20 protein-coding genes and 2 pseudogenes are annotated in these 23,134 nt (G+C 65.4%); 12 read left to right on the plus strand and 10 right to left on the minus strand.

All coding sequences use genetic code 11. The features are described from left to right. Window positions 1-7: 7 nt before the first annotated feature. The 4 genes from IHV84_RS15000 to IHV84_RS15015 all read right to left on the minus strand — a co-directional run bounded on the left by IHV84_RS15000 (window position 8) and on the right by IHV84_RS15015 (window position 4,532). Entirely contained in the window at window positions 8-1,465 is a 1,458-nt protein-coding gene (locus IHV84_RS15000; RefSeq protein ID WP_198847454.1) for an NCS1 family nucleobase:cation symporter-1, read from the minus strand. A 221-nt stretch (window positions 1,466-1,686) separates the two neighbouring features. Beyond that, window positions 1,687-3,000 carry an NAD-dependent dihydropyrimidine dehydrogenase subunit PreA gene (preA, locus tag IHV84_RS15005; RefSeq protein ID WP_198847455.1) on the minus strand — a complete coding sequence of 438 codons (1,314 nt, stop codon included), beginning with the start codon at window positions 2,998-3,000 and terminating at the stop codon, window positions 1,687-1,689. A gap of 33 nt (window positions 3,001-3,033) precedes the next feature. Further along, a complete protein-coding gene (locus IHV84_RS15010; RefSeq protein WP_198847456.1) occupies window positions 3,034-4,383 on the minus strand; it encodes an NAD(P)-dependent oxidoreductase in 1,350 nt (449 codons plus the stop codon). Continuing rightward, window positions 4,383-4,532, minus strand: a complete 150-nt coding sequence (locus tag IHV84_RS15015; RefSeq protein WP_158276436.1) for a hypothetical protein — start codon at window positions 4,530-4,532, stop codon at window positions 4,383-4,385. The genes IHV84_RS15010 and IHV84_RS15015 overlap by 1 nt, the downstream gene beginning before the upstream one ends. Before the next feature lie 182 nt (window positions 4,533-4,714). Between IHV84_RS15015 and IHV84_RS15020 the strand changes: the two genes are divergently transcribed. Further along, complete coding sequence (locus tag IHV84_RS15020; protein WP_233100044.1) at window positions 4,715-5,428, plus strand: TetR/AcrR family transcriptional regulator; 714 nt, start codon at window positions 4,715-4,717, stop codon at window positions 5,426-5,428. 89 nt (window positions 5,429-5,517) lie between these two features. Here IHV84_RS15020 and IHV84_RS15025 read toward each other — a convergent pair whose 3' ends face one another. After that, window positions 5,518-6,897: a sigma-54-dependent Fis family transcriptional regulator gene (locus tag IHV84_RS15025; RefSeq protein ID WP_198847457.1), complete on the minus strand. Its 1,380-nt coding sequence runs from the start codon at window positions 6,895-6,897 to the stop codon at window positions 5,518-5,520. Between the two features lie 362 nt (window positions 6,898-7,259). Here IHV84_RS15025 and petA point away from each other — a divergent pair, with 362 nt between their 5' ends. Beyond that, window positions 7,260-7,886 carry a ubiquinol-cytochrome c reductase iron-sulfur subunit gene (petA, locus tag IHV84_RS15030; protein WP_198847458.1) on the plus strand — a complete coding sequence of 209 codons (627 nt, stop codon included), beginning with the start codon at window positions 7,260-7,262 and terminating at the stop codon, window positions 7,884-7,886. Window positions 7,887-7,932: 46 nt separating this feature from the next. Here petA and IHV84_RS15035 read toward each other — a convergent pair. Next, window positions 7,933-8,382, minus strand: a pseudogene (locus IHV84_RS15035) (LysR family transcriptional regulator substrate-binding protein); the annotation flags it as partial. On the opposite strand from IHV84_RS15035, the pseudogene argC reads away from it, so the two are divergent. The 8 genes and pseudogenes from argC to IHV84_RS15075 form a co-directional block, all read left to right on the plus strand. Next, window positions 8,377-9,244: pseudogene (gene argC / locus IHV84_RS15040) on the plus strand (N-acetyl-gamma-glutamyl-phosphate reductase); the annotation flags it as partial. The pseudogenes IHV84_RS15035 and argC overlap by 6 nt on opposite strands. A gap of 204 nt (window positions 9,245-9,448) precedes the next feature. Beyond that, the gene (locus tag IHV84_RS15045; protein WP_198847459.1) at window positions 9,449-9,739 is read left to right on the plus strand and encodes a co-chaperone GroES; all 291 of its coding nucleotides are present in this window, start codon (window positions 9,449-9,451) and stop codon (window positions 9,737-9,739) included. A 97-nt stretch (window positions 9,740-9,836) separates the two neighbouring features. After that, a complete protein-coding gene (gene groL / locus IHV84_RS15050; protein WP_066695232.1) occupies window positions 9,837-11,474 on the plus strand; it encodes a chaperonin GroEL in 1,638 nt (545 codons plus the stop codon). Between the two features lie 289 nt (window positions 11,475-11,763). Further along, window positions 11,764-12,216, plus strand: a complete 453-nt coding sequence (locus IHV84_RS15055; protein ID WP_370541295.1) for a DUF1924 domain-containing protein — start codon at window positions 11,764-11,766, stop codon at window positions 12,214-12,216. Next, on the plus strand, window positions 12,213-12,731 hold the full coding sequence (locus IHV84_RS15060; protein WP_198847461.1) for a diheme cytochrome c: 519 nt from the start codon (window positions 12,213-12,215) through the stop codon (window positions 12,729-12,731). Before IHV84_RS15055 ends, IHV84_RS15060 begins: the two co-directional genes overlap by 4 nt. Window positions 12,732-12,739: 8 nt before the next feature. After that, window positions 12,740-13,516 (plus strand): cytochrome b/b6 domain-containing protein, encoded by a 777-nt coding sequence (locus IHV84_RS15065; RefSeq protein ID WP_198847462.1) that lies wholly within the window; start codon window positions 12,740-12,742, stop codon window positions 13,514-13,516. A gap of 13 nt (window positions 13,517-13,529) precedes the next feature. Next, window positions 13,530-14,195, plus strand: coding sequence for a winged helix-turn-helix domain-containing protein (locus tag IHV84_RS15070; RefSeq protein WP_066696793.1), 666 nt, complete (start codon window positions 13,530-13,532; stop codon window positions 14,193-14,195). Then, a complete protein-coding gene (locus IHV84_RS15075; protein ID WP_198847463.1) occupies window positions 14,192-15,544 on the plus strand; it encodes an ATP-binding protein in 1,353 nt (450 codons plus the stop codon). Before IHV84_RS15070 ends, IHV84_RS15075 begins: the two co-directional genes overlap by 4 nt. A 28-nt stretch (window positions 15,545-15,572) precedes the next feature. Here IHV84_RS15075 and eda read toward each other — a convergent pair whose 3' ends face one another. Continuing rightward, the gene (gene eda, locus IHV84_RS15080; RefSeq protein ID WP_198847464.1) at window positions 15,573-16,202 is read right to left on the minus strand and encodes a bifunctional 4-hydroxy-2-oxoglutarate aldolase/2-dehydro-3-deoxy-phosphogluconate aldolase; all 630 of its coding nucleotides are present in this window, start codon (window positions 16,200-16,202) and stop codon (window positions 15,573-15,575) included. Window positions 16,203-16,364: 162 nt separating this feature from the next. Continuing rightward, complete coding sequence (edd, locus tag IHV84_RS15085; protein ID WP_198847465.1) at window positions 16,365-18,134, minus strand: phosphogluconate dehydratase; 1,770 nt, start codon at window positions 18,132-18,134, stop codon at window positions 16,365-16,367. 99 nt (window positions 18,135-18,233) lie between these two features. Between edd and IHV84_RS15090 the strand changes: the two genes are divergently transcribed. Continuing rightward, window positions 18,234-19,163, plus strand: a complete 930-nt coding sequence (locus tag IHV84_RS15090) for an SMP-30/gluconolactonase/LRE family protein (RefSeq protein ID WP_198847466.1) — start codon at window positions 18,234-18,236, stop codon at window positions 19,161-19,163. A gap of 17 nt (window positions 19,164-19,180) precedes the next feature. Here the strand turns inward: IHV84_RS15090 and pgi are convergent, their stop codons facing one another. Continuing rightward, a complete protein-coding gene (pgi, locus tag IHV84_RS15095; RefSeq protein ID WP_198847467.1) occupies window positions 19,181-20,752 on the minus strand; it encodes a glucose-6-phosphate isomerase in 1,572 nt (523 codons plus the stop codon). A 174-nt stretch (window positions 20,753-20,926) separates the two neighbouring features. Here pgi and zwf point away from each other — a divergent pair, with 174 nt between their 5' ends. Then, a complete protein-coding gene (gene zwf, locus IHV84_RS15100; protein ID WP_198847468.1) occupies window positions 20,927-22,381 on the plus strand; it encodes a glucose-6-phosphate dehydrogenase in 1,455 nt (484 codons plus the stop codon). A 90-nt stretch (window positions 22,382-22,471) separates the two neighbouring features. Here zwf and IHV84_RS15105 read toward each other — a convergent pair whose 3' ends face one another. After that, on the minus strand, window positions 22,472-23,077 hold the full coding sequence (locus IHV84_RS15105; RefSeq protein WP_198847469.1) for a DUF1569 domain-containing protein: 606 nt from the start codon (window positions 23,075-23,077) through the stop codon (window positions 22,472-22,474). Between the last annotated feature and the right edge of the window lie 57 nt (window positions 23,078-23,134).

Genomic DNA, 23,134 nt, shown 5'->3' on the forward strand with positions numbered 1-23,134 from the left:
CGGGGCATCACTTCTTCTTGGCCGTCAGGTAGTAGTAGGTGCCGGCCACCGCCAGGCTGAAGAACCAGCCCGAGTCGAACAACGACAGCCAGATGGCAGGCATGCCCGCCTTGTCCACCACACCCGACACTGCCAGGTAGCCGGGCAGGCAGGGCAGCACGCCCAGTGCAAACGCAATCAGGGCCTGCAAGTTCCAGCCGTTGCTGTACTCGTATTCACCGCCACGGCGGTACAGGTCGTCCACCTTCAGCTCGCTCTTGCGCACCAGGTAGTAGTCCACCAGCAGAATGCCCGCGATGGCGCCCAGCAGCGTGCCGTAGCCACCCAGCCAGGTGAACAGGTAGCCGCCCGATGTGGCCAGCAGCTTCCAGGGCATGAACAGCAGGCCGATGCCTGCAGCGATCAGGCCGCCCATGCGGAAGCTGATCTTGGACGGCGCGCACTGGCTGAAGTCATACGACGGCGACACCAGGTTGGCGGCCACGTTGGTCGTGAGGTTGGCCAGCAAGATCACCAGCAGACCCAGGCCGGCAGCCACACTGCCCATCTGGGTGAGCAGACCATCGGGAAACAGCTGCGCCTTGCCATACAGGATGGCCGAGGCCGAGAAACCGATCACGCCCACCATGGAGAACAGCGCCATGGGAATGGGCAGGCCGATGGCCTGGCCCACTACCTGGTCCTTCTGCGATTTGGCAAAGCGGGTGAAGTCCGGAATGTTGAGCGCCAGCGTGGCCCAGAAGCCCACCAGGCCCGTGAGCGCCGCCCAGGTCTTGGGGCCACCCTCGACCACCTTGGCGGGCAGGTTGAAGAGCTGGCCCGAGGGCACCTTCATCACCAGCACCACCACCAGCGCGATGGACGCAATGATCATCAGCGGCGCCGCAATCACCTCCAGCATGCGGATGGACTCCGGGCCCTTCCAGATGAACCAGATGTGCACCGCCCAGAACGCCAGAAAGCACATGAACTGCGAGGTGCTGATGGTCTGCCCATCGGCCGGTCCCGCCAGATTCATACCCAGGATGTTGAGAAACCCATGCAGCGCCAGCGCGCCAAAGTAGCAGTTGATGGAGAACCAGCCACAGGCCACCAGCCCGCGCAGCACAGCGGGCAGGTTGGCGCCTTTCACGCCAAACGATGCCCGCGCCAGCACCGGGAACGGCACGCCGTACCGGGGCCCCACGCGCCCGATGAGCACCATGGGCACCAGCACGATGCAGTTGGCCAGAAACACCAGCCACACCGCCATCTGCCAGGTAAAGCCCTGGTCCAGCATGGAGCTGGCCATGGTGTAGGTGGGCACACACACGACCATGCCCACCCAGAGTGCGGCAAAGTCCTTCCACGTCCAGTGTCGCTGCGCGGCGGTGGTGGGGAGCAGATCTTCATTGGCGAGCGTGTTGGATGCATCGCCGGGCATCAGCCCCGCCACATGGGCCGCGCTGCCGGTACTGTTGGTCATGCCTGTACTCCTGTCAAAGACGTCGTTGGGGTTGCACACAACCCGCTGTCTATTCCAGCGCCCTCACGCTGGCAGATGGCGGGCAAAGGGAAGCGAGCGATGCTAGAGATCACGCAAGAACTGCACCAGATGCAGTGCAGCATGCGTTGCAAATCGGCACCACAACGGGTGCTGCCGCAACGCCTTGCGGGGTCTGTGGCACACGCACGCGGGGGCACCTATCAAGCGGCAGCAGACACGCGCTGCGGGTTGTTGGGGTGCGTGGTCCAGTTGGCGTATTCGCCCGTCACCTTCTTGCCCGTGCGCACGTCCACCTCGCCGGGCTCCAGCGCGCGCATGGTGATGCACTCGGGCACGGGACAGATCGACACGCACAGGTTGCAGCCCACGCACTCGGCCTCGTTGATCTCGAACTTGCGCACGCCGCCTTCCTTGGTGAAGGTGATGGCCTGGTGCGAGGTGTCTTCGCACACCACATGGCAGCGGCCGCACTGGATGCACGCATCCTGATTGATGACGGCTTTTTCGATGTGGTTGAGGTTGAGGTTCTTCCAGTCCTTCACCGTGGGCACGGCCTGGCCCTTGAAGTCGTCGAGCGTGGCGTAGCCGTGCTCGTCCATGAAGTTGGACAGCCCATCACACATGTCCTGCACGATCTTGAAGCCATAGACCATGGCGGCCGTGCACACCTGCACCGTCCCGCAGCCTAGCGCGATGTACTCGGCCGCGTCGCGCCAGGTGGTGATGCCGCCAATGCCGCTGATGGGCAGACCGGCGGTCTGTGCGTCGCGTGCAATCTCGGCCACCATGTTGAGCGCAATGGGCTTGACGGCCGGGCCGCAGTAGCCACCATGCGAGCCCCAGCCGTCGGTGCTCGGGCTCATCACCATGCGGTCCAGGTCCACGCCCATGATGGAGTTGATGGTGTTGATGAGCGACACGGCATCGGCCCCGCCCGCCTTGGCCGCGCGCGCTGGGTGGCGCACATCGGTGATGTTGGGCGTGAGCTTCACGATCACGGGCAGCTTGCTGTAGTGCTTGCACCAGGCCGTGACCATCTGGATGTATTCAGGCACCTGGCCCACAGCCGCGCCCATGCCGCGCTCGCTCATGCCGTGTGGGCAGCCAAAGTTGAGTTCGATGCCGTCGGCGCCGGTGTCTTCCACCAGCGGCAGGATGTTCTTCCAGCTCTCTTCCACGCAGGGCACCATCAGCGAGACGATCATGGCCCGGTCCGGCCAGTTGCGCTTGACGCGGCGGATCTCTTCGAGGTTGGTGTGCAGCGGCCGGTCGGTGATCAGCTCAATGTTGTTAAGGCCGATCACGCGGCGGTCTTGCGACATCAGCGTGGAATAGCGCGGGCCGTTGACGTTGACCACTGGTGGGTCTTCGCCCAGCGTCTTCCACACCACGCCGCCCCAGCCCGCCTCGAAGGCGCGAGTGACGTTGATCTCTTTGTCGGTGGGTGGTGCGGAGGCCAGCCAGAAGGGGTTGGGGCTTTGGATGCCCAGGAAATTGCTGCGAATGTCTGCCATGGGGTGCTCCCGTGAAAACTGGGGTGAAGGGGTTCAAGCCATCAATGCGGCGTGGATGGAGACAGCGGCGACCTTGCCGTGCTCCACCGCCTCCACCGTGAGGTCGCGGCCGCCCACGCGGCAGTCGCCACCGGCCCACACACGCGGCAGGCTGGTCTGGCCCTCGGCATCGGTGGCAATGCGCCCGCCCTCCAGCGCAATGCGACTGCCCACGGGCTCGGCCACAAAGGTCTGGCCGATGGCCTTGAGCACCATGTCGGCATCGAGCGTGAAGGTCTCGTCGGTTTCCACCAGCTTGCCGCCGCTCAGCGCCGTGGCGGCGAAGCGCACACCCTTCACTGCTCCGCCCTCGCTCAGCACCTCCTTGGGAGCAGCCCAGTGGCGGATGGTCACGCCGTTCGTCTGCGCCCATTGCTGCTCCACCGCCGATGCCGACATGGCCTCGGCGCCCCGGCGGTAGACGATGGTCACTTCTTCGGCCCCCAGCTTGCGCGACTGCACGGCGGCATCCACCGCCGTCATGCCGCCGCCAATCACCACCACGCGGCGGCCCACCGGCAGGGTGGAAAGGTCGGCGCTCTGGCGCAGCTCGGCGATGAAGTCCACCGCATTGCGCAGGCCGGTGGCTGTGGGCTCGGCCACACCCAACGCGTTAACGCCCTGCAGGCCCAGCCCCAGGAACACGGCGTCGTAGGCGTCCAGCAGGCTGTCGAGCGTGATGTCACGGCCCAGTTGCTGGCCGGTACGCACTTCAATGCCGCCGATGGACAACAGCCACTCCACTTCCTTCTGCGCGAAGTTGTTGGTGGTCTTGTAGCTGGCCAGGCCATATTCATTGAGGCCGCCGAGCTTGGGGCGCGCCTCGAACAGCACCACGTCATGCCCGCGCACGGCCAGGCCATGTGCGCAGGCCAGGCCCGCAGGCCCGGCGCCCACCACGGCCACGCGCTTACCGGTGGCGGCTGCGCGCTGGAACAGGGGTGCACCGGGCTTTTCAAAAAATGCGTCAGTCGCATAACGCTGCAACGAACCGATCTCCACCGGCTTGTCCTCGTTGGTGTTGCGCACGCAGGCCTGCTCGCACAGCACCTCGGTGGGGCACACGCGGGCGCACATGCCGCCGAGCGGGTTGGCCTCCAGGATGGCGCGGGCGGCGCCCCGGTTGTTGTCCTGCGCAATGCGGTGGATGAACGACGGGATGTCGATGCCCGTGGGGCAGGCCGTGGCGCAGGGGGCGTCGTGGCAGTAATAGCAGCGCTCGGCCTCGATCAGCGCCTGCGGGCGGGTGAGCGGCGGGTGTGCGTCGCTGAAGTTCACGGCGTAGTCGGCCAGGTTCAGGCGTGCGGCATGAATGCCGCAGGCACGGCTTGCGGGTGTGTCCATCAGGTTTCCTCCGAGAGGGTGAGGGTGGGGGTCTGGGCGCCCATGGGGCGTGCAAGCGCACGCCGCGCAGCGTTGGAGCGCCAGCCAGTGGCGCCAACCAATGCGGCACCAGCGTGAATGCTGGTGCCCGCAAACTTCGGAGGTTTCATCGTGGTCCTCGCTGTGGGGTGCAGGTGCCCGCTGCTTTGGTGCGGCGGTGCCCTGCGTTGTGGGTCAATTTACCAACCCGTAAAAATTTACCAATTGGTAAAATCCCTACAGCAAACCGCGTGCCAGCCCCACGCCAGCGATTTGCCAGTTTTTGGGCCCTGGCTTGTTCCACAATGGTGCAATGACTGCCGCCGCCTCCCGCACGCCCCCAGCTCCCTCCGCCCCCCGCCCCCCCAAGGTGCCGCGCACCGCCCCTGGCAACAACGTGGTGCCCCGCGCGCCCAAGGCCTCGCGCCTGGCCAAGGAGCAGGGCATCCTCACCGAAGCCGAGAACCACTTTGCGCAGTTCGGCTTCGAGGGCGCATCGCTGGAGAGCATTGCCGCCGCCATCGGCATCAGCCGACACAACCTGCTGTATTACTTCCCGAGCAAGGAAGCGCTGTACCAGCGGGTGCTGGACGATGTGCTCACCCAGTGGCTGGCGGGCATGGAAGACCTGTCACACAGCGACGACCCGCAGCAAGCGCTGCGGCGTTACATCCGCGCCAAGCTGCACTACTCGCGCACGCGCCCCCAGGGCGCCAAGGTGTTCACCAAAGAGGTGATTACGGGTGCACCACGGTATGGCACGGCCATCACCGAACGGGTGGCGCCGCTGCTCAAGACCGAGGTGCGCACCTTCGAGCGCTGGGCGCGCGAGGGCCGCATTGCCAAGGTCAACTTCACGCACCTGATGTTCATCATCTGGTCGGTCACCCAGGCGTATGCCGAGCAGGAGGCCCAGTTCGCCCTGCTGCTGGGCAAGCCCGCCCTGACCGAGCGCGACTACGAAAAGGCCGAAGAGCTGATCGTGCGCATGGTGCTGAGCGCGCTGGCGCCCGATGCAGTGGTGTAAGCAGGCATGGCACACCAGACGCTATATAAACAATAGCTGTTGGCGCAATCAACGTATGCGCCTGGGGCCGATTTCTTCACATATGGGCGTCATGCGCCCAAGGCTTTCAGCCGCCGGTACAGCGATCGCTCGCTGATGCCCAGCTGCCGCGCCAGCGCCGCACGGCTGCCCTGGTGGGCTGCCAGAGCCTGTTGCAGGGCCTCGTCGTCCAACAAGCGCCGCTGGCGTGACAACTCGGCCAACGCCGCCGATGCACGCGGCTCCCCTGCCCCCTCCTCCACCGCACGCGCGAGCGGCGGCAGGCCGCAGGCAAGCGCTTGCTGCACATGCTCCGCGCCGATGGTGTCGCCATCGCACAGCAAGGCGGTGCGCTCCAGCAGGTTGCGCAGTTCGCGCACATTGCCGGGGTAAGGGCGGGTCTCCAGTAAGGCCAGCGCAGCGCCAGACAGCTGCAGCGCCCGGGGCGGGGGCGCCACACGCTCCAGCAGCGAACATGCCAGCAGGGCGATGTCGCCCTGGCGTTCGCGCAGTGGTGGCATGTGGATGGGAAAAGTGCTCAGGCGGTAATACAAGTCTTCGCGAAAATGCCCTGCAGCCACCATGTGCGGCAGGTTACGGTGCGTGGCCGACACCACACGCAGGTCGGCGTGCCGCAGCTCGGTGCTGCCCACGCGGCGGTAGGTGCCGGTTTCCAGCAGGCGCAGCAGCTTGACCTGCAGCGGCAGGGGGATGTCGCCCACCTCGTCCAGAAACAGCGTGCCGCCGTCGGCCGCCTCCACCAGCCCCGGCCGGGCCTGGGCCGCGCCGGTGAACGCCCCTTTCTCATGCCCGAACAGCTCGGACTCGAACAGCGCCTCGGGCAGGCTGGAGCAGTCCACGGGCACCAGCGCCCGCCGCGCGCGCAGGCTGCCCTGGTGCACGGCATGGGCCACCAGCTCCTTGCCCGTGCCCGACTCGCCCAGCAGCAACACCGCAGCCGGCGATGGTGCCACCCGCGCCACCAGCCCCAACATCTTCTGGAACGCGGGCGAACGCCCGATGAGCCCCTGCGCCGACGGCACCGGCTGCGCCGCCACCGGCAAAGGCACCATCTTTTCGACAAAGAACCCTGTGGTGCCGTCCGCACCCGCCACCGGCGCCAGCTCAATCTGTACATATTCCTCGCCCTGGGCGGTGTGGTGCACATGCAGCACGCGTTCGCGTTGCCCCGAGGCGCGCGCCTGCGCGAGTGGGCAGGACTCGCCCGCCTGGTCACAAGGCACGCTGGCATGGTGGGACACGGCATGGCAGGTGCGCCCCACCACGCTGCCCTCGGCACCGCCATCCGTACCGCCCGCTGCACCGAACTGGCGGCGATAGGCGCCATTGGCCGCCAGGATGCGATAGCGGTCGTCCAGCAGGATGTGCGGATCGGGCAGGCCCTCCAGAAAGGACACCAGTTCGGCGGGCGGCGCGGGAAGACGGGGCATGGCAAAAAACCTCGGTACAGGCAAAGGCCCTGACGGTGCACCGGTTTTGCCGACAGGCCTTTGATCTATGCCATGCGGACTGCAATGAATGGCAGTTGGCAGCGAATTTGGCAGACGGAATGGCAGTCCATCCGGCTGGGGCCGGGCCTGCCGCGCGCCCGCCCACCCGATATAGCGCGCGCAACCTGTTGAATTCACAGGCTTTTCATGCAGTACGTGCCATGGCAGGCCGGTCTTGCGGGTGATGGCACGTCGTTTGCGATAAAGCATTGCCGCCCGCAGCGTTGCGGGCGGTGGTTGTCACCCCGCCGAGCCCCCCTATCGGCGCCACGGCCAGTCCTGCCTCTCTCTGAAAGCACCCCATGACCCTCCACCCCGCTACTCCCCATGGCTCCCTTCCAGGCACCGACGGCGATCCCTCCGCAGAGCGTCGGCAGCTGGTGCTGCTGACGGCGGCCACGGGCTGCGTGGCGGCAGCAGGGGTTGCCGTGCCCCTGGTGTCCAGCCTGGCCCCCAGCGAACGCGCGCGGGTCATGGGCGCCGGTGTGGAGGTGGACATCAGCGACCTGCCGCCCGGCGGCGTGAAGACGGTGGAATGGCGCGGCAAGCCCGTGTGGATCATGCGGCGCACGCCCGAGATGCTGGCCGCCCTGCCCCAGCAGGACGCCGCACTGGCCGACCCGGCCTCGCGCAAGGACCAGCAACCCGAGTACGCCCGCAACCCGCAACGCTCCATCCGCCCAGAGGTGTTTGTCACGGTGGGGATCTGCACGCACCTCGGCTGCTCCCCCACCGCCGTGCCTGCAGGCACCAGCAACCCCAGCGTGGGCGACCAATGGCAGGGTGGTTTCTTTTGCCCCTGCCACGGCTCCACCTTCGACCTGGCGGGCCGCGTCTTCAAGAACAAGCCCGCGCCCACCAACCTGGAGGTACCGCCGCACCGCTACGTGTCTGACACCCGGTTGCTCATCGGGGACGACGCGGCCTGAGCGATGGCAGCCGCCTGGGGCCGCGCAATGCCGGTTGCGCTTCGCGTCACACCTGCTTCTGCTGCCACAGTACATCCAACACATGCTGGGTGGCGCGCTCTACCGGGCCCGCGCGGTGGGCAATGCCCAGGGGGCGCCACAGCCTGGGCTGCACCGGCAGCATGCGGATACGCGGGTCCAGCGGCGTGGCAGTGGAGGCCTCGTGCGGCAGCAGCATGGCCCCATAGCCCGTAGCCACCAGGCTCTTGATGGCATCGTCGTAGTTGAGCTGAATGCGCGCCTTGGGTTGCTCGCCCGCCAGGGCCAGCCATTCGCTCGTCAGGCGCGACAGGCTGGTGCCGTCGTCATTCAGGATCAACGGCTGCCCCGCCAGCCACTGGGGGGTAACCCTGCGGGGCGCCGCCCAGGCCGAAGGGACGAATGCCATCACCGGGTCGCGCCGCCAGGGCATCACCGTCACCCCGCGCACCGAGGCCATGGGAAAGGCGACCAGCGCCTGCACAACCGCACCGACCTGCAGGTGCTGACACTGCCCGAAGCCGACCGCAAGAACCCCACGCGCCGAAGCCATCAACAACTGCGACTTCGCCGTCCTGTGCCTGCCCGACGCTGCCGCCCGCGAAGCAGTCGCCGCCATCCACAACCCCGCCGTTCGCGTGATCGACGCCAGCTCGGCCCACCGCGCGGACGCGCAATGGGTTTACGGCTTTCCGGAGATGGATGCGGCGCAGGCCGCGCGCATTGCCAGCGCGCAGCGCGTCAGCAACCCCGGCTGCTACCCCACAGGCGCAATCGCCCTGCTGCGGCCCCTGGTGCAGGCCGGCTTGTTGCCTGGCGACCATGCACTCAACATCCATGCGGTGTCTGGCTACTCCGGCGGTGGGCGCGCCCGCGTGCAAGCGCACGAAGGCCCCGAGGCAGCCCATGCGCCCGCCTTCCAGGTCTATGGGCTGCCGCTGGAACACAAACACACGCCCGAAATCGCGCAGCACGCCGGGCTGTCACAGCGGCCGTTTTTTCTGCCCTCGTACGGAGCCTTCCGCCAGGGCATCGTGCTGACCATCGGGCTGCATCTGCGGCAGCTCGCGCCGGGCACGCAAGGCGAACACCTGCACGCCTGCCTGCAGCAGCACTATGCCGACGCAACCTTTGTCGAGGTGATGCCCCCCGCCGCCACCGAAGCGGCCGAGCACCTGGACCCACAGGCCCTGAACGGCACCAACCGGCTGCGACTGGGGGTGTTCAGCAACGCCCGCCACGGTCAGGTGTTGCTGACCGCCGTGTTTGACAACCTGGGCAAGGGCGCCTCGGGGGCGGCGGTGCAGAACCTGGATCAGATGCTGGGCGGCACGACCTGACGGGCGCGGGCGGAACCGGAGAGGAGCAGCCTTCTTCCCCCATGTTCTGGGGGGGTGTCTTGAAATGGCCACAAATGCCCGTATCATTAGCACTCACCGCAGACGAGTGCTAACACCGCACTCCCTGCTGGCAGTTTGGTGGCCCCGGATGGCCGGGGCTGATTGAATCCATCAGCTTTTTTTACTGAAAACAGGAGCAATGCAATGAACCTTCGCCCTCTGCACGATCGCGTGATCGTCAAGCGTATTGAAAGTGAAACCACGACGGCCTCCGGCATCGTGATCCCTGACAACGCCGCCGAAAAGCCCGATCAAGGTGAAGTGTTGGCCGTGGGCCCTGGCAAGAAGAACGACAAGGGCGAACTGGGCGCGATGAGCGTCAAGGTCGGCGACCGCGTTCTGTTCGGCAAGTACTCGGGCCAGACCGTCAAGGTCAACGGCGACGAGCTGCTGGTGATGAAGGAAGACGACCTGTTCGCTGTCGTTGAAAAGTAATTCACTGCGGTCCATTTACTATCTTTTTCATAGCTACTAGCGCTTACTGGATAAGCGCTAGAGGCCAATTTGAATCATATTTTTCAGGAGCTCCAAAATGGCAGCAAAAGACGTAGTTTTCGGCGGCGAAGCCCGCGCACGCATGGTTGAAGGCGTGAACATCCTGGCCAACGCGGTCAAGGTCACGCTGGGCCCCAAGGGCCGCAACGTGGTGCTGGAGCGCTCGTTCGGCGCCCCCACCGTGACCAAGGACGGTGTGTCCGTGGCCAAGGAAATCGAACTGAAGGACAAGCTGCAAAACATGGGCGCCCAGCTCGTGAAGGAAGTGGCTTCCAAGACCAGCGACAACGCTGGTGACGGCACCACCACCGCTACCGTGCTGGCCCAAGCCATCGTGCGCGAAGGCTCCAAGTACGTGGCCGCTGGCCTGAACCCCATGGACCTGAAGCGCGGCATCGACAAGGCTGTCACAGCCCTGGTGGAAGAGCTGAAGAAGGCTTCCAAGCCCACCACCACTTCCAAGGAAATCGCCCAGGTGGGTTCGATCTCCGCCAACTCTGACGCTTCCATCGGCCAGATCATTGCTGACGCCATGGACAAGGTCGGCAAGGAAGGCGTGATCACCGTGGAAGACGGCAAGTCCCTGAACAACGAGCTCGACGTTGTGGAAGGCATGCAGTTTGACCGCGGCTACCTGTCGCCCTACTTCATCAACAACCCAGAAAAGCAAGCTGCCCTGCTGGACAACCCCTTCGTGCTGCTGTACGACAAGAAGATCAGCAACATCCGTGACCTGCTGCCCACGCTCGAGCAAGTTGCCAAGGCTGGCCGTCCCCTGCTGATCATTGCCGAAGACGTCGAAGGCGAAGCCCTGGCTACGCTGGTGGTGAACACCATCCGCGGCATCCTGAAGGTTGTGGCTGTGAAGGCTCCTGGCTTCGGCGACCGTCGCAAGGCCATGCTGGAAGACATCGCCATCCTGACGGGCGGCAAGGTCATCGCTGAAGAAGTGGGCCTGAGCCTGGAGAAGGTGACTCTGGCCGACCTGGGCCAAGCCAAGCGCATCGAAGTGGGCAAGGAAAACACCATCATCATCGACGGAGCTGGTGCCGCTGCCGACATCGAAGCCCGCGTGAAGCAAATCCGCATCCAGATCGAAGAAGCGACCAGCGACTACGACCGTGAAAAGCTGCAAGAGCGCGTGGCCAAGCTGGCTGGCGGCGTGGCAGTGATCAAGGTCGGCGCTGCGACCGAAGTCGAAATGAAGGAAAAGAAGGCCCGCGTGGAAGACGCCCTGCACGCTACCCGCGCTGCTGTGGAAGAAGGCATCGTGGCCGGTGGTGGCGTGGCTCTGCTGCGCGCACGCCAAGCGGCTGGCGAGATCAAGGGCGACAACCCTGACCAAGACGCCGGCGTGAAGCTGATCCTGAAGGCTATCGAAGCCCCTCTGCGCGAGATCGTTTACAACGCTGGTGGCGAGCCATCGGTGGTGGTGAACGCCGTGCTGAACGGCAAGGGCAACTACGGCTTCAACGCTGCCAACGACACCTACGGCGACATGATCGAAATGGGTATCCTGGACCCCACCAAGGTGACCCGTACAGCTCTGCAGAACGCCGCTTCCGTGGCATCGCTGCTGCTGACGACCGAAGCCATGGTGGCTGAGGCTCCAAAGGACGACGCTCCTGCCGGCGGCATGCCTGACATGGGTGGTATGGGCGGCATGGGCATGTAATTGCCTGGCGGGCATTCCACGGTGCCCTAGCCCAAAGCCTGCAGGTCTCACGGCCTGCAGGCTTTTTATATGGCTGTGCTGGATGTGCTGCCGCAAACAGCGGACCGCTCTGCCTTGCGGCGATGAGCTATCGCCAAATCACATCAAATTTCATAGCATGCAGCGCTTACCACACGGGCGCTAGAGCCACTTTCGGCATCAACCACGCCAAACAGCCGTGGGGCCAAGCTGAACGCCGCATGAACGGGTTGTTAAGCCATTCTTCATGCCCGCGCCGCACCATAGCGGCATGACAACAGCACACCGCCCCCTCTTCGCACGCATCGCAGCCCCTCTGTTGCTGGCTGCGTTGGCACCCCTGGCACACGCTGGCGACACCACGGCCGCCTTGCAAATGCAGCGCTTCAGCGATGCTTCTGGCACTGCGGTCAGTGCCGAACGGGGGCGCATTTTCTTCAACAGCCGCCACGGTGGTGAATGGTCGTGTGCGTCGTGCCACGGTAACCCGCCCACCACGCCTGCGCGCCACGCCAGTACCGGCAAGACCATTGCGCCGCTGGCACCTGCGTTCAACCCCGAGCGCTTCACCGAAACGGCCAAGGTCGACAAATGGTTCCGTCGCAACTGCAACGACGTGCTCAAGCGCGAATGCACGGCGGCTGAGAAGGCTGACGTGCTGGCCTGGCTGCTGAAGCTCGACGCCAAAACTGCAGCCGCCCAACCCAGCAAGAGCACGCCATGACCCACGCCACCCTCACAACCACCCTCACACCCACCCGCACAAGCTGGATATATGCCGCCCGCCTGCCAGCAGCCTTGCTGGCCCTGGCCTGCGCCCTGCCTGCAGCGTGGGCCGACAGCCGCCAGATGCCTGAGTCCAGCATGCTGCCCGCCTACAAGCAGGAATGTGCGGGCTGCCACATGGCCTACCCGCCCGGCATGCTGCCCGCCAGCTCCTGGAGCCGAATGATGAAAGGTCTGGACCAGCACTACGGCACCGACGCATCGCTGGACCCCGCCATGGTGCGGCAGATCAGCGTGTGGCTGGAAGCCCATGCCGGCACCTACAAGCGCGTGCGTGAGGCACCTCCGCAAGATCGCATCACCCAGTCTGCATGGTTTGAACGCAAGCACCGCGACATCGAACCCGCCGTGTGGAAGCGCGCTTCCATCGGCAGCCGCGCCAACTGTATGGCGTGCCACACCCGGGCCGACCAGGGTGACTTTGACGACGACCGCGTCCGCATTCCCAAGTGAGCACCCGCATGACCAGCAACAGCCTTCCCCACAACGCGCCACCCGCACCGCCCGGGTCGGCCCCGTCCGCTTCATCGTCAGCCACAACACCCCGCCCCGCCACCCGCCGCGTGGTGGATGCCGCCACACGCACGCTGCACTGGCTGATGGCGCTGAGCTTCACCGGTGCCTACATCACCGCCGATGGTGAACGCTGGCGGCTGGTGCACGTCACGCTGGGCTACACCCTGGCGGGGCTGCTGGTGGCACGGGTGCTGTGGGGTCTGTTCGGCCCCCGGCAGGTGCGCCTGTCCGTGCTGTGGCGCAAGCTGCAGGGGTTGCCCGCCTGGTTGCAGTCGCTGGTCGCCGTGCGCTCGCCATCGGCACTGCAGGCCGCCTGGCGGCCCGGGCAAAACCTGCTGATGGCACTGGCCGTGGGGCTGATTTTGGTGCCCATCGTCCCGCTCACCCTCAGCGGCTACGCCGTGTGGGACGAATGGGGTGGCGAATGGCTGGAAGAGGTGCACGAGTTCTTCGGCAACGCCATGTTGATGGTCGTGCTGGTGCATGTGGGGCTGATCGCCCTTTTGAGCGTGCTGCGCCGCAAGAACCAGGCGCTGCCCATGCTGACAGGCCGTGTGCCCGGCCCTGGCCCCGACTTGGCCAAACACAACCACCGCGCCTTGGCCGCCCTGGTTCTGGCCTGCGTGCTGGGGTTCTGGGCCTGGCAGTGGAACAACGCTCCGGTGCAACCCGCCGCCACCAGCTGGGGCTGGAGCGAGAATCACGACGATGACGACGACTGACTGAAGGCACTCCATGCGCATCCTGCTGGCAGAAGACGATGAACTCCTGGGCTCTGGCATCCGTGCGGGCTTGGCGCAGCACGGCTTTCAGGTGGACTGGGTGCGCGATGGCGTGGCCGCAGAACGGGAACTGGCCACCGGCGCCTACCAGGCCGCAGTGCTCGACCTGGGCTTGCCCCGCCAGGACGGCATGGAGGTGCTGCGCCAAACGCGGGCACGCCGCAACACCACGCCCGTGCTGGTGCTTACCGCCCGCGACGCCGTGCCCGCCCGCATCGAAGGGCTGGACGCCGGAGCCGACGATTACCTCATCAAACCCATCGACCTTCACGAACTGGCCGCCCGCCTGCGCGCGCTGGTGCGTCGCGCCCATGGGCAAAGCGACACCTGCCTGGCCGCTGGCGATGTGGTGCTGGACCCGGCCGCACACCAGGTGCTGGCCCACGGCCAGCCTGTGGAACTCTCCAACCGCGAATACGACCTGCTGCACGCCCTGATGCTGAATGCGGGCCGCGTGCTCAGCCGCGAACAGCTGGAGCAACGACTGTACGAGTGGGGCAGCGAGATCAACAGCAATGCGGTGGAAGTGCACATCTACCACCTGCGCCGCAAGCTGGGCGCCGGATTGATCGAAACCGTGCGTGGCGTGGGCTACCGCATTCCGCGGGAGCAGGCATGAGCGTGGCCACACCAGCGCGCACGCCGCGCTCGTTACAAGCGCGGCTGCTGATGACCGTGCTGGCGCTGGTGGTCGTGGCCTGGGCTATTGCGGCCGCGCTGGCCTGGCATGAGACCGATGACGAAGTCAGCGACCTGCTGGACGCGCACCTGGCCCAGGCCGCCGCCCTGCTGCGCCTGCAGCCGCTGGACGAGCTGGACGAAGACCGCCTGAACGAGGCGCCCGAACTGGACAAGCACCAGCCCCGCGTGGTGTTCCAGCTGTGGCACGAGGGGCAGCTGCTGGCCCGATCAGCCAGTGCGCCGCACGAGCCCCTGACACGACGGCACAAACGGGGCTTTGCCGACAGCACCGTGGACGGCAAAGCATGGCGCGTGTTTGTGACCCAGGGGCGCGAAAGCGATGTGCGCATTCTGGTGGGCGAGCTGCAATCGGTGCGTGAAGAAATCATCCTGGCCAGCCTGACCAGCATCCTCAAGCCGCTGGCCTGGGCCCTACCTTTGCTGGCACTGGGCATCTGGTGGGCCGTGCGTGGCTCAGTGCGCCCACTGGAGCAGTTGGGCCGCGCAGTGGCCACCCGCCAGCCCCAATCGCTGGAGCCGCTACCCACCCAGGGTGTGCCACCCGAGGTGTTGCCGCTGGTGACTGCGTTGAATGATTTGTTTGAACGCACGGCCCGCCTGCTGGCCACCGAACAGCAGTTCACTGCCGATGCCGCCCACGAACTGCGCACCCCCATCGCCGGGATTCGCATGCAAGCCCAGGTGGCACAGGGCGCGGCAGATTCGCAGGATCGCGCACGCGCGCTGGAGGCCACCGTGCAAGGCTGCGACCGCGCCACACGCCTGGTGGAACAGCTGCTGCAACTGGCGCGGCTGGATGCAGAGCCAGCCACGGGTAACGCCCAGAGCACGCCGCTGGCAGACGTGATCCGCTCCCTGGTGGCGGAATGCAGCCCGACCGCACAGCGCCGGCAGCAGGAAGTGGCAATCACCGAGCCTTTGCCCGCAGCCCTCCATATTCCGCTGCCCGAGCCCTTGGCCCGTGTGCTGTTGCGCAATTTGCTGGACAACGCCGTGCGCTACAGCCCCGATGGCGCGCAGGTGCGGCTGCAGGTGGCCCAGGCCCAGGGCTTTACGGAGTTGACCGTGGAAGACAGTGGCCCCGGCCTGGCACCGGAACAACAGGCAAGGCTGGGCGAAAGGTTCTTTCGCGTGCTGGGCACAGGCCAGACGGGCAGCGGCCTGGGATGGTCCATCGTGCAGCGCATCGCGCGCATTCACCGGCTGCAGATCAGCACCGACACCAGCCCAGAGCTGGGGGGCATGCGCGTGAAGGTGCGCTGGTAAGGGGGCAAGCCCCTCCCCCACCGAGCCCTCAAACTGGCGCGCGCAAAGCGTGTGTGTCGCGTGCCAACTGGGTGATACGCGCCCAGTCTCCCTGGCGCATGGCGTCTGCAGGCGTCAACCACGAGCCACCCACGCAGCGCACATTGGGCAAAGCCAGGTAGTTGGGGGCGGTGGCCTGGCTGATGCCCCCCGTGGGGCAGAAGCTCACCTGCCCAAACGGACTGGCCCAGGCCTTGAGCAAGGGGATGCCACCAGCAGCCTCGGCCGGAAACAGCTTGAGGAACGAGAACCCATCGGCCAGCGCGGCCATGATCTCGCCGGACGTTGCCACGCCCGGCAGCAGCGGCAGGCCAAGCCCCTTGCAGGCATTGCCCACGTCTGAGGTGTAGCCAGGGCTGACGGCAAAACGTGCACCGGCCTCGCTGGCGCGGCGGGCATCATCGGCATTGAGCACGGTGCCCACGCCGACCAAAGCTTCGGGCAAATGGCGCGCGATGGCTTCAATGGCCGGCAGCGCAGCAGCAGTGCGCAGCGTCACCTCCAGCACCTTCACACCACCGGCCAGCAACGCCTCGGCCAGGGGCAGCGCGTCTTCCACGCGGTCGATCACGATGACGGGGATGACGGGGCCATGGCTGGCGATGTCAATGGGATTCATGGAAATACTCCTTGATGTTGGATGCCGCACGCGGCGTATGACAGGGGCGCGGCCCATACCAGTGCACCCGTGGAACTGGCTTCGCCAGGCCCACTGGGTGCGTCCCCCTCCCGCGCAGCGAGAGAGGGGGAAGGCGCGCAGCGACTCAGGGGGTGCATCCTGCTACAACCATGTGCAGGCTCCTTGTTCGGCACCGCCTGCGTGGCGGCGAAAGTTGGTGAAGAGTTCGCGACCAAACCCGGTTTGCGAGGGTGCGTTGTAAGGCGCGGGGGTGCGAGCGGCCCAAGTGGCTTCATCGACCAGCACATCCAGCGTGCCTGCCACGGCATCGACCCGCACCATGTCGCCATCGCGCACCTTGGCCAACGGGCCACCGGCCAGTGCCTCGGGCGTAACGTGGATGGCAGCAGGCACCTTGCCCGATGCGCCGCTCATGCGGCCATCGGTGACCAACGCAACTTTGAAGCCCTGGTTTTGCAGCACGGCCAGCGGGGGCGTGAGCTTGTGCAGCTCGGGCATGCCATTGGCCTGCGGGCCCTGAAAGCGCACCACAGCGACCATGTCCTGGTTGACCTCGCCCGCACTGAAGGCGGCGAGCAAGGCCTCTTGCGAATCAAAGACGCGGGCCGGGGCCTCGATGATGTGGCGGTCTTCAGGCACGGCAGACACCTTGATCACCGCACGGCCCAGGCGGCCTTGCAGCAGGCGCAGGCCGCCCGTGGGGGAGAAGGGGTTGGACACGGGGCGCAGCACGCTTTCGTCGCCCGACTGGGCCGGTGCATCTTGCCCGCCTGCGGCAATGCCGCCCGCATTCACGCTCATCACATCGGCGTGCATGAAGCCACCGGCCAGCAGCTCGCGCAAGATCCACGCGGGGCCGCCTGCGGCCTGGAACTGGTTCACATCGGCATCGCCATTGGGGTACACGCGAGCCAGCAACGGCACGGCGGACGAGAGTTCATCAAAGTCCGACCAGTCGATCAGAATGCCCGCGCTGCGCGCAATCGCCACCCAGTGGATTAGGTGGTTGGTGGAGCCGCCCGTGGCCAGCAGGGCCACCATGGCGTTGACGATGCAGCGCTCGTCCACCAGCTTGCCGATGGGGGTGAAGCGGTTGCCGCGCTTGCCAATGTCGAGCACGGTGCGCAGCGCCTGGCGGGTGAAGGCCTCGCGCGCCTCGGTGCCGGGGGACTCGAACGCCGCGCCAGGCACGTGCAAGCCCATGGCTTCGAGCAGCATCTGGTTGCTGTTGGCCGTGCCGTAGAAGGTGCAGGTGCCAGGGCTGTGGTAGGCGGCGGACTCGGCCTTGAGCAGCTCGTCGCGCCCCACCAGGCCTTGTGCGTACTGCTCGCGCACCTTGGCCTTGTCTTTGTTCGACAAGCCCGTGCCCATGGGGCCTGCGGGCACAAATACACAGGGCAAGTGGCCATAGTGCAGCGCACCGATCAGCAAGCCCGGCACGATCTTGTCGCACACACCCAGCAGCAGCGCACCGTCAAACACATCGTGGGATAGCGCTACCGCAGTGGCCATGGCAATGGCATCGCGGGAGAACAGCGACAGCTCCATGCCGGGCGTGCCCTGCGTCACGCCGTCGCACATCGCAGGCACACCGCCCGCCACTTGCACCGTGGCGCCCAGCTTGGCGGCTTCGTCCCGCAAGACGGCGGGATAGCTTTGGTACGGCTGGTGGGCCGAGAGCATGTCGTTGTAGGCCGTGACGATGCCAATGTTGGGCGCCTTCTCGACCGTGACCTTGAACTTGTCGGAACCTGGCAGCGCCGCATAGGCATGGGCCAGGTTGGCGCAGCCCATGCGGTCTTGAGCGGGCTTGCGAGCGATCATGGCATCGATGCCTGCAAGGTAGGCGCCGCGGGTGTCTGCGCTGCGCTGGACAATGCGCTGGGTCACGCGCGCTACAACTGGGTGCATGGAAGTCTCCATCGGTGGGTGGCAAGGCCCCGTGCAGGGTGACGGGGCCCGTTGTATGAGGCCCTAGAATGTAACTCGATAACCACCCCGCTTCAACCCATGTCCCTGCAAACCCTGCCCTTGCCGCCGTCCGAACTGGGCGAATCGCCCTTCTGGCACCCCACGGAAAAATCCCTTTACTGGTGTGACATTCAGGGACAAGCGGTGCATGCGTGGCATCCTCAGAGCGGCAAACACCGGCAGTGGCGCATGCCCAGCGAGCCCGGTTGCTGCGCGCCAGTGGCGGCGGGTCGATTGGTAATCGGGTTACGAAACGGTTTCTATCTTCTGGACACGGCCAAGGACAGCGCCGACCCCACCGCCCTCACCTGCCTGGCCCTGCTGCCGCCCGAGCAGCACGACACCGCGGTTCTGCGCTTGAACGACGGCCGGTGCGATACCGCGGGCCGCTTCTGGGCGGGCTCCGTCATCACGCCCCGCACGGCACCCCATGCCGCACTGTGGTGCCTGCAGGCCGATGCCAGCAGCGCCACGGGCTACAGCGTGCGCCACATGGCGGGCGACAACTTCACCGCCAACGGCTTGGCCTTCAGCCCCGACAACTGCACCCTGTATTGGTCGAACACGCCGGAACACCGCATTGACCAGTTTGACTTTGATGTGACCACGGGCGCAATCACCAACCGCCGCCCCTGGGTGCAGTTTGACCGCAAGGTGGACGGCCAGCCTTATGGCGGCCGACCCGATGGCGCGGCAGTGGATGTGGAGGGGAACTACTGGGTCGCGATGTATGAGGGGGCGTGTGTGCTACAGCTCTCACCAGCGGGCAAGGTCCTGCAGCGCATTGCAGTGCCAGTACAGTGCCCGACGATGGTGTGCTTCGGCGGTGACGATTTGCGCACGCTCTACATCACCTCTGCACGCGCCGGACGACCCCAGCAGGAGTGCGAAGCCCTCGTGCCCGCAGGCAGCTTGTTCAGCATCGAAGTGGGCGTGCCAGGGTTACCGGTGAACTTCTTTCGCTGCTGACTGGGCAGCGCGTTGCCTCACACCGCAGGGGTGCGCAACATTTGCAGCAGCCCGGCGGTTGAACCATCAAGGCCTGCCAGGTCGCCGCTGTCCCAGCGCGTCTCCAGGTCCTTGGCCAGTACCTTGCCCAGCTCCACCCCCCACTGGTCAAAGCTGTTGATCCCCCACAGGCTGCCGCTGACAAACACACGGTGCTCTTGCAGTGCAATCAAGGCACCCAACGTGGTGGGTGTCAGGGCGTCCAGCAGGATCAGCGTGCTGGGGCGATTGCCGGGGAAGTGGCGGTGCCCGTCGTCGCTGGCCTTGCCCACCATCAGCGCCTGCGTCTGCGCCAAAGCATTGGCCAGTACCTTCTGCTGGTGCCCAGGCAGCGGATGTGATGCCTTGCGCACGGCCACGATCTCCAGCGGAAGCACATCCGCGCCCTGGTGCAGCATCTGAAAGAACGCATGCTGGCCATTGGTGCCGGGCTCGCCCCAGATGGCAGGCGACGTGGCGCAAGTCAGTGTGCTGCCATCCAGCGCCACGCGCTTGCCGTTGCTCTCCATCTCCAACTGCTGCAGGTAGGCCGCGTAACGACCCATGGATGCGTGGTACGGCGCCACGCAGCGGCTGGTAAAGCCGTAAAAGTTGCGGTACCACACATCCAGCAGCCCCAGGCGCACAGGCAGGTTCTGCGCCAGCGGTGCGGTGCGAAAATGCTCATCCATGGCGTGGCCACCGGCCAGGAACTCACGGAAGCCTTGCTCGCCAATGGCGATGGCCATCGGCAGACCAATGGCCGACCACAGCGAATAGCGCCCACCCACCCAGTCCCAAAAACCAAAGGTGGTGGTGATGCCCAGTGCGCGCGTGGCTTCGAGGTTGGTGGACAAGGCCACGAAGTGCCCCGCCACATCCTGACCACCCTGCGCAGCGAACCAGGCCAGCGCCGAGCGCGCATTCATCATGGTCTCGGCCGTGGTGAACGTCTTGGACGCAATGATGAACAAGGTGTTCTCGGCCTTGAGCCCTTGAAGCACATGGTGCAGTTCATGGCCATCGACGTTCGAGACGAAATGGAAGCGCTTGGAAGGAATGCGGAACTCTTCCAACGCCCGCACCGCCATGTGGGGGCCCAGGTCGGATCCGCCGATACCGATGTTCACCACATCGGTGATAGCGGTATCGCTGCGCACCTCTTCGGCAAAGGCCAGCATCGCGTTCAGCGTGCTGTGCACATCGGCCAGGCGCTGAGCTGTTTCGGGCACATCGCCGGGCAGAGCCACATTCGCAGGCCTGCGCAGCAAGGTGTGCAGCACGGCACGGTTCTCTGTGGTGTTGATGGCCTCGCCCGCAAACATGGCGTTGCGGTGCGCTTCCAGGCCCGTGGCGCGGGCCAGATCCAGCAGCAGCGCTTCCGAGTCGCGATCCCACAGATTCTTGGACAGATCAGCGAACACATGGGGGGCCGACTGGCTGAAATGCGCAAAGCGGTCCGCATCCTGCTCAAACGCCCGCCGCATGTCCAGGTGACGGCCCCGGTCTGCATAGTGCGCCTGCAGCAAGGGCCAGGGGGTAGTTTGGTCGCAACGGAGGGGCATAAACATTTGGATGGACAGGGTTCTCAATCGGCTGAAATCGTAACTTGATTACACAAACAACAACGAATACCTGGATTCTTTCTGGTTACAAAACACTGCAAATCTCAATTCAAAGAGGAATTTTCATGTAACGAGATTACAATTTTCACCACAAAACGATCCACACTTCACGGAGACACCATGAGTTTTGACCTCGTCCTGTTCGGCGGCACTGGCGACCTTGCCTGGCGCAAGCTCATGCCCGCATTGTTTCAGGCTTTCAGGCACGGAACACTGCCAATAGGAGGGCGCATTATTGCCGTGGCGCGGGATGACCTGAGCGACGAGCAGTACCGCAGCCTGATCCAGTCGCGCTTTGACAGTGTGGACCTGGCCAAACGCCCCAGTGCAGAAGAATTTGCGCAGTTTGCGGCCCTGCTGCAGTACCTGCGCATGGATCTTTCCAAGACCGAAGATTACCAGCGCCTGGCCGAGTTGCTGAACGCGCGTGGAGCGGACTCGGTGGTGATGTATGTGGCCACGGCCCCCAGCCTGTTCACCAACGTGTGCGAACAGATCGCCGCCGTGGGCCTCAACGGCCCCACCACCCGCGTGGTGCTGGAAAAGCCCCTGGGTCACGACCTGCAGTCCAACCAGGCCATCAACGACACGCTGCGTCGCGTCCTCAAGGAAGAGCAGGTTTTCCGCATCGACCACTACCTGGGCAAGCCATCCGTCCAGAACCTGTTTGCGCTGCGCTTTGGCAACGCCCTGTTCGAGCCCCTGTGGCGCCGCGAGACGATTGCCAACATCCAGATCACCATCGCCGAAGAACTCGGCGTCGAGTCGCGCGGTGCCTTCTACGACCAGACCGGCGCGCTGCGTGACATGGTGCAGAACCATGCGCTGCAATTGCTGTGCGCCATCGGCATGGAGCCCCCCATCAACTCCAGCGCCAACGCGATTCGCGACGAAAAGCTCAAGGTGCTGCAGTCGCTCAAGCCCTGGACGCTGGAGAGCATCGGCCAGCATGTCATCCGCGGCCAGTACGCGGCAGGTACCCACCAGGGCCAGGCCGTGCCCGGATACGCGCAGGAAAAAGGGGTAGCCCCCGACAGCACCACGGAAACCTTTGTGGCACTGCGCACCGAGATCCTGAACTGGCGCTGGGCGGGCGTGCCTTTCTACATTCGCACCGGCAAGCGGTTGGCAGGGCGCGATGCGCACATCGTCATCAACTTCCGCCCTGTGCCCCACCCGATTTTCAAGACGCCCATTGGCGCAGCCAATCGTCTGGTGATCAACCTGCAACCCAAGGACGGCCTGGAGTTGCACCTGATGGCGCAAGGCGCAGCACAGCACCAGACCGAGCCAGCACTCTCGCAGGTACACCTGAACCTGGACTTTGACCAGCGCTTCGGCGCAGAGCGCGTGGGCGCGTACGAACGCCTGCTACTGGACGTGATTGCCGGTCGCCTGAATCTGTTCGTGCGCAGCGACGAGCAGGAAGAAGCCTGGCGCTGGGTCGAACCCATCCTGCAGTACTGGAAGAACGATCCTGCAGGCCCCCGCCCCTATGCCGCAGGCAGCTGGGGCCCACGGGCCGCCAGCGCGATGATTGCGCGCGATGGGAATTGCTGGAGCGAAGAGATGTGATTCGGGGCGGAGGCGACGCAAGCATCGCCTCGTCCAATCCACAAGGCCTGCGATTGTCAGCTGCAGCGCACGACTGCAAGCAGATTGAATTCAAGCAGATGTAAACGCCAGTGCATGCTCCGCAAGGTGCATCGCGTGGGCCTGCTCATAGTCGCGGCGCTCCAAGGCACCGTAAGCAAAGTGCGGACGCAGCGGGCCGGAATGCAGCAGAAAAGCCTGAGCTGCGGCTTCCAGGCGCTGAAGTGCAGAGGCTGGGTCCTGCGCTGGCGCCGGCAGCGGGGCGGCCGATGGAATGGGCTCGTTGATGTCGTGCTGCATGTAGCCGCGCGCACGGAACACAGCAAACGCAGCCGCACCGGCCGTGTGCTGGAACAGAGGTGAATACAGCTGCGGATAGCCCTGCAGCGAATATTCAATGCTCTGCGCACAGTGCTCCAGCGTTTGGGACCATGACCACCGCGCAGCGGCAGACGACGGCTGCACTTGGGAATGCGCCTGCAACTGTCGCATGCCTTCCAGGGCCTGCTCCAGTGAATGCCATGGTGGCGGATGTTGGCCTGCCGTCAAGCGGGACACGCCCCACCCGATGGCAGCGGCGCCGCCCGCTGAAGCCACCAGCACGGATCGCCGCCGCCAGCGGGCTGGGCTGGGGCGTGGGTTGGAGGCAGAGCTGGAGGGTGTGGGCGGGTGAGACATGGGCGCAGTCGCGGTGATGGCAACTGGCGCATTGTGCGCAGCGGTGGGCCCTTCGGC

The organism is Acidovorax sp. IB03 (genome assembly GCF_016406015.1).
In the GTDB taxonomy this organism is placed as follows: domain Bacteria; phylum Pseudomonadota; class Gammaproteobacteria; order Burkholderiales; family Burkholderiaceae_C; genus Acidovorax; species Acidovorax temperans.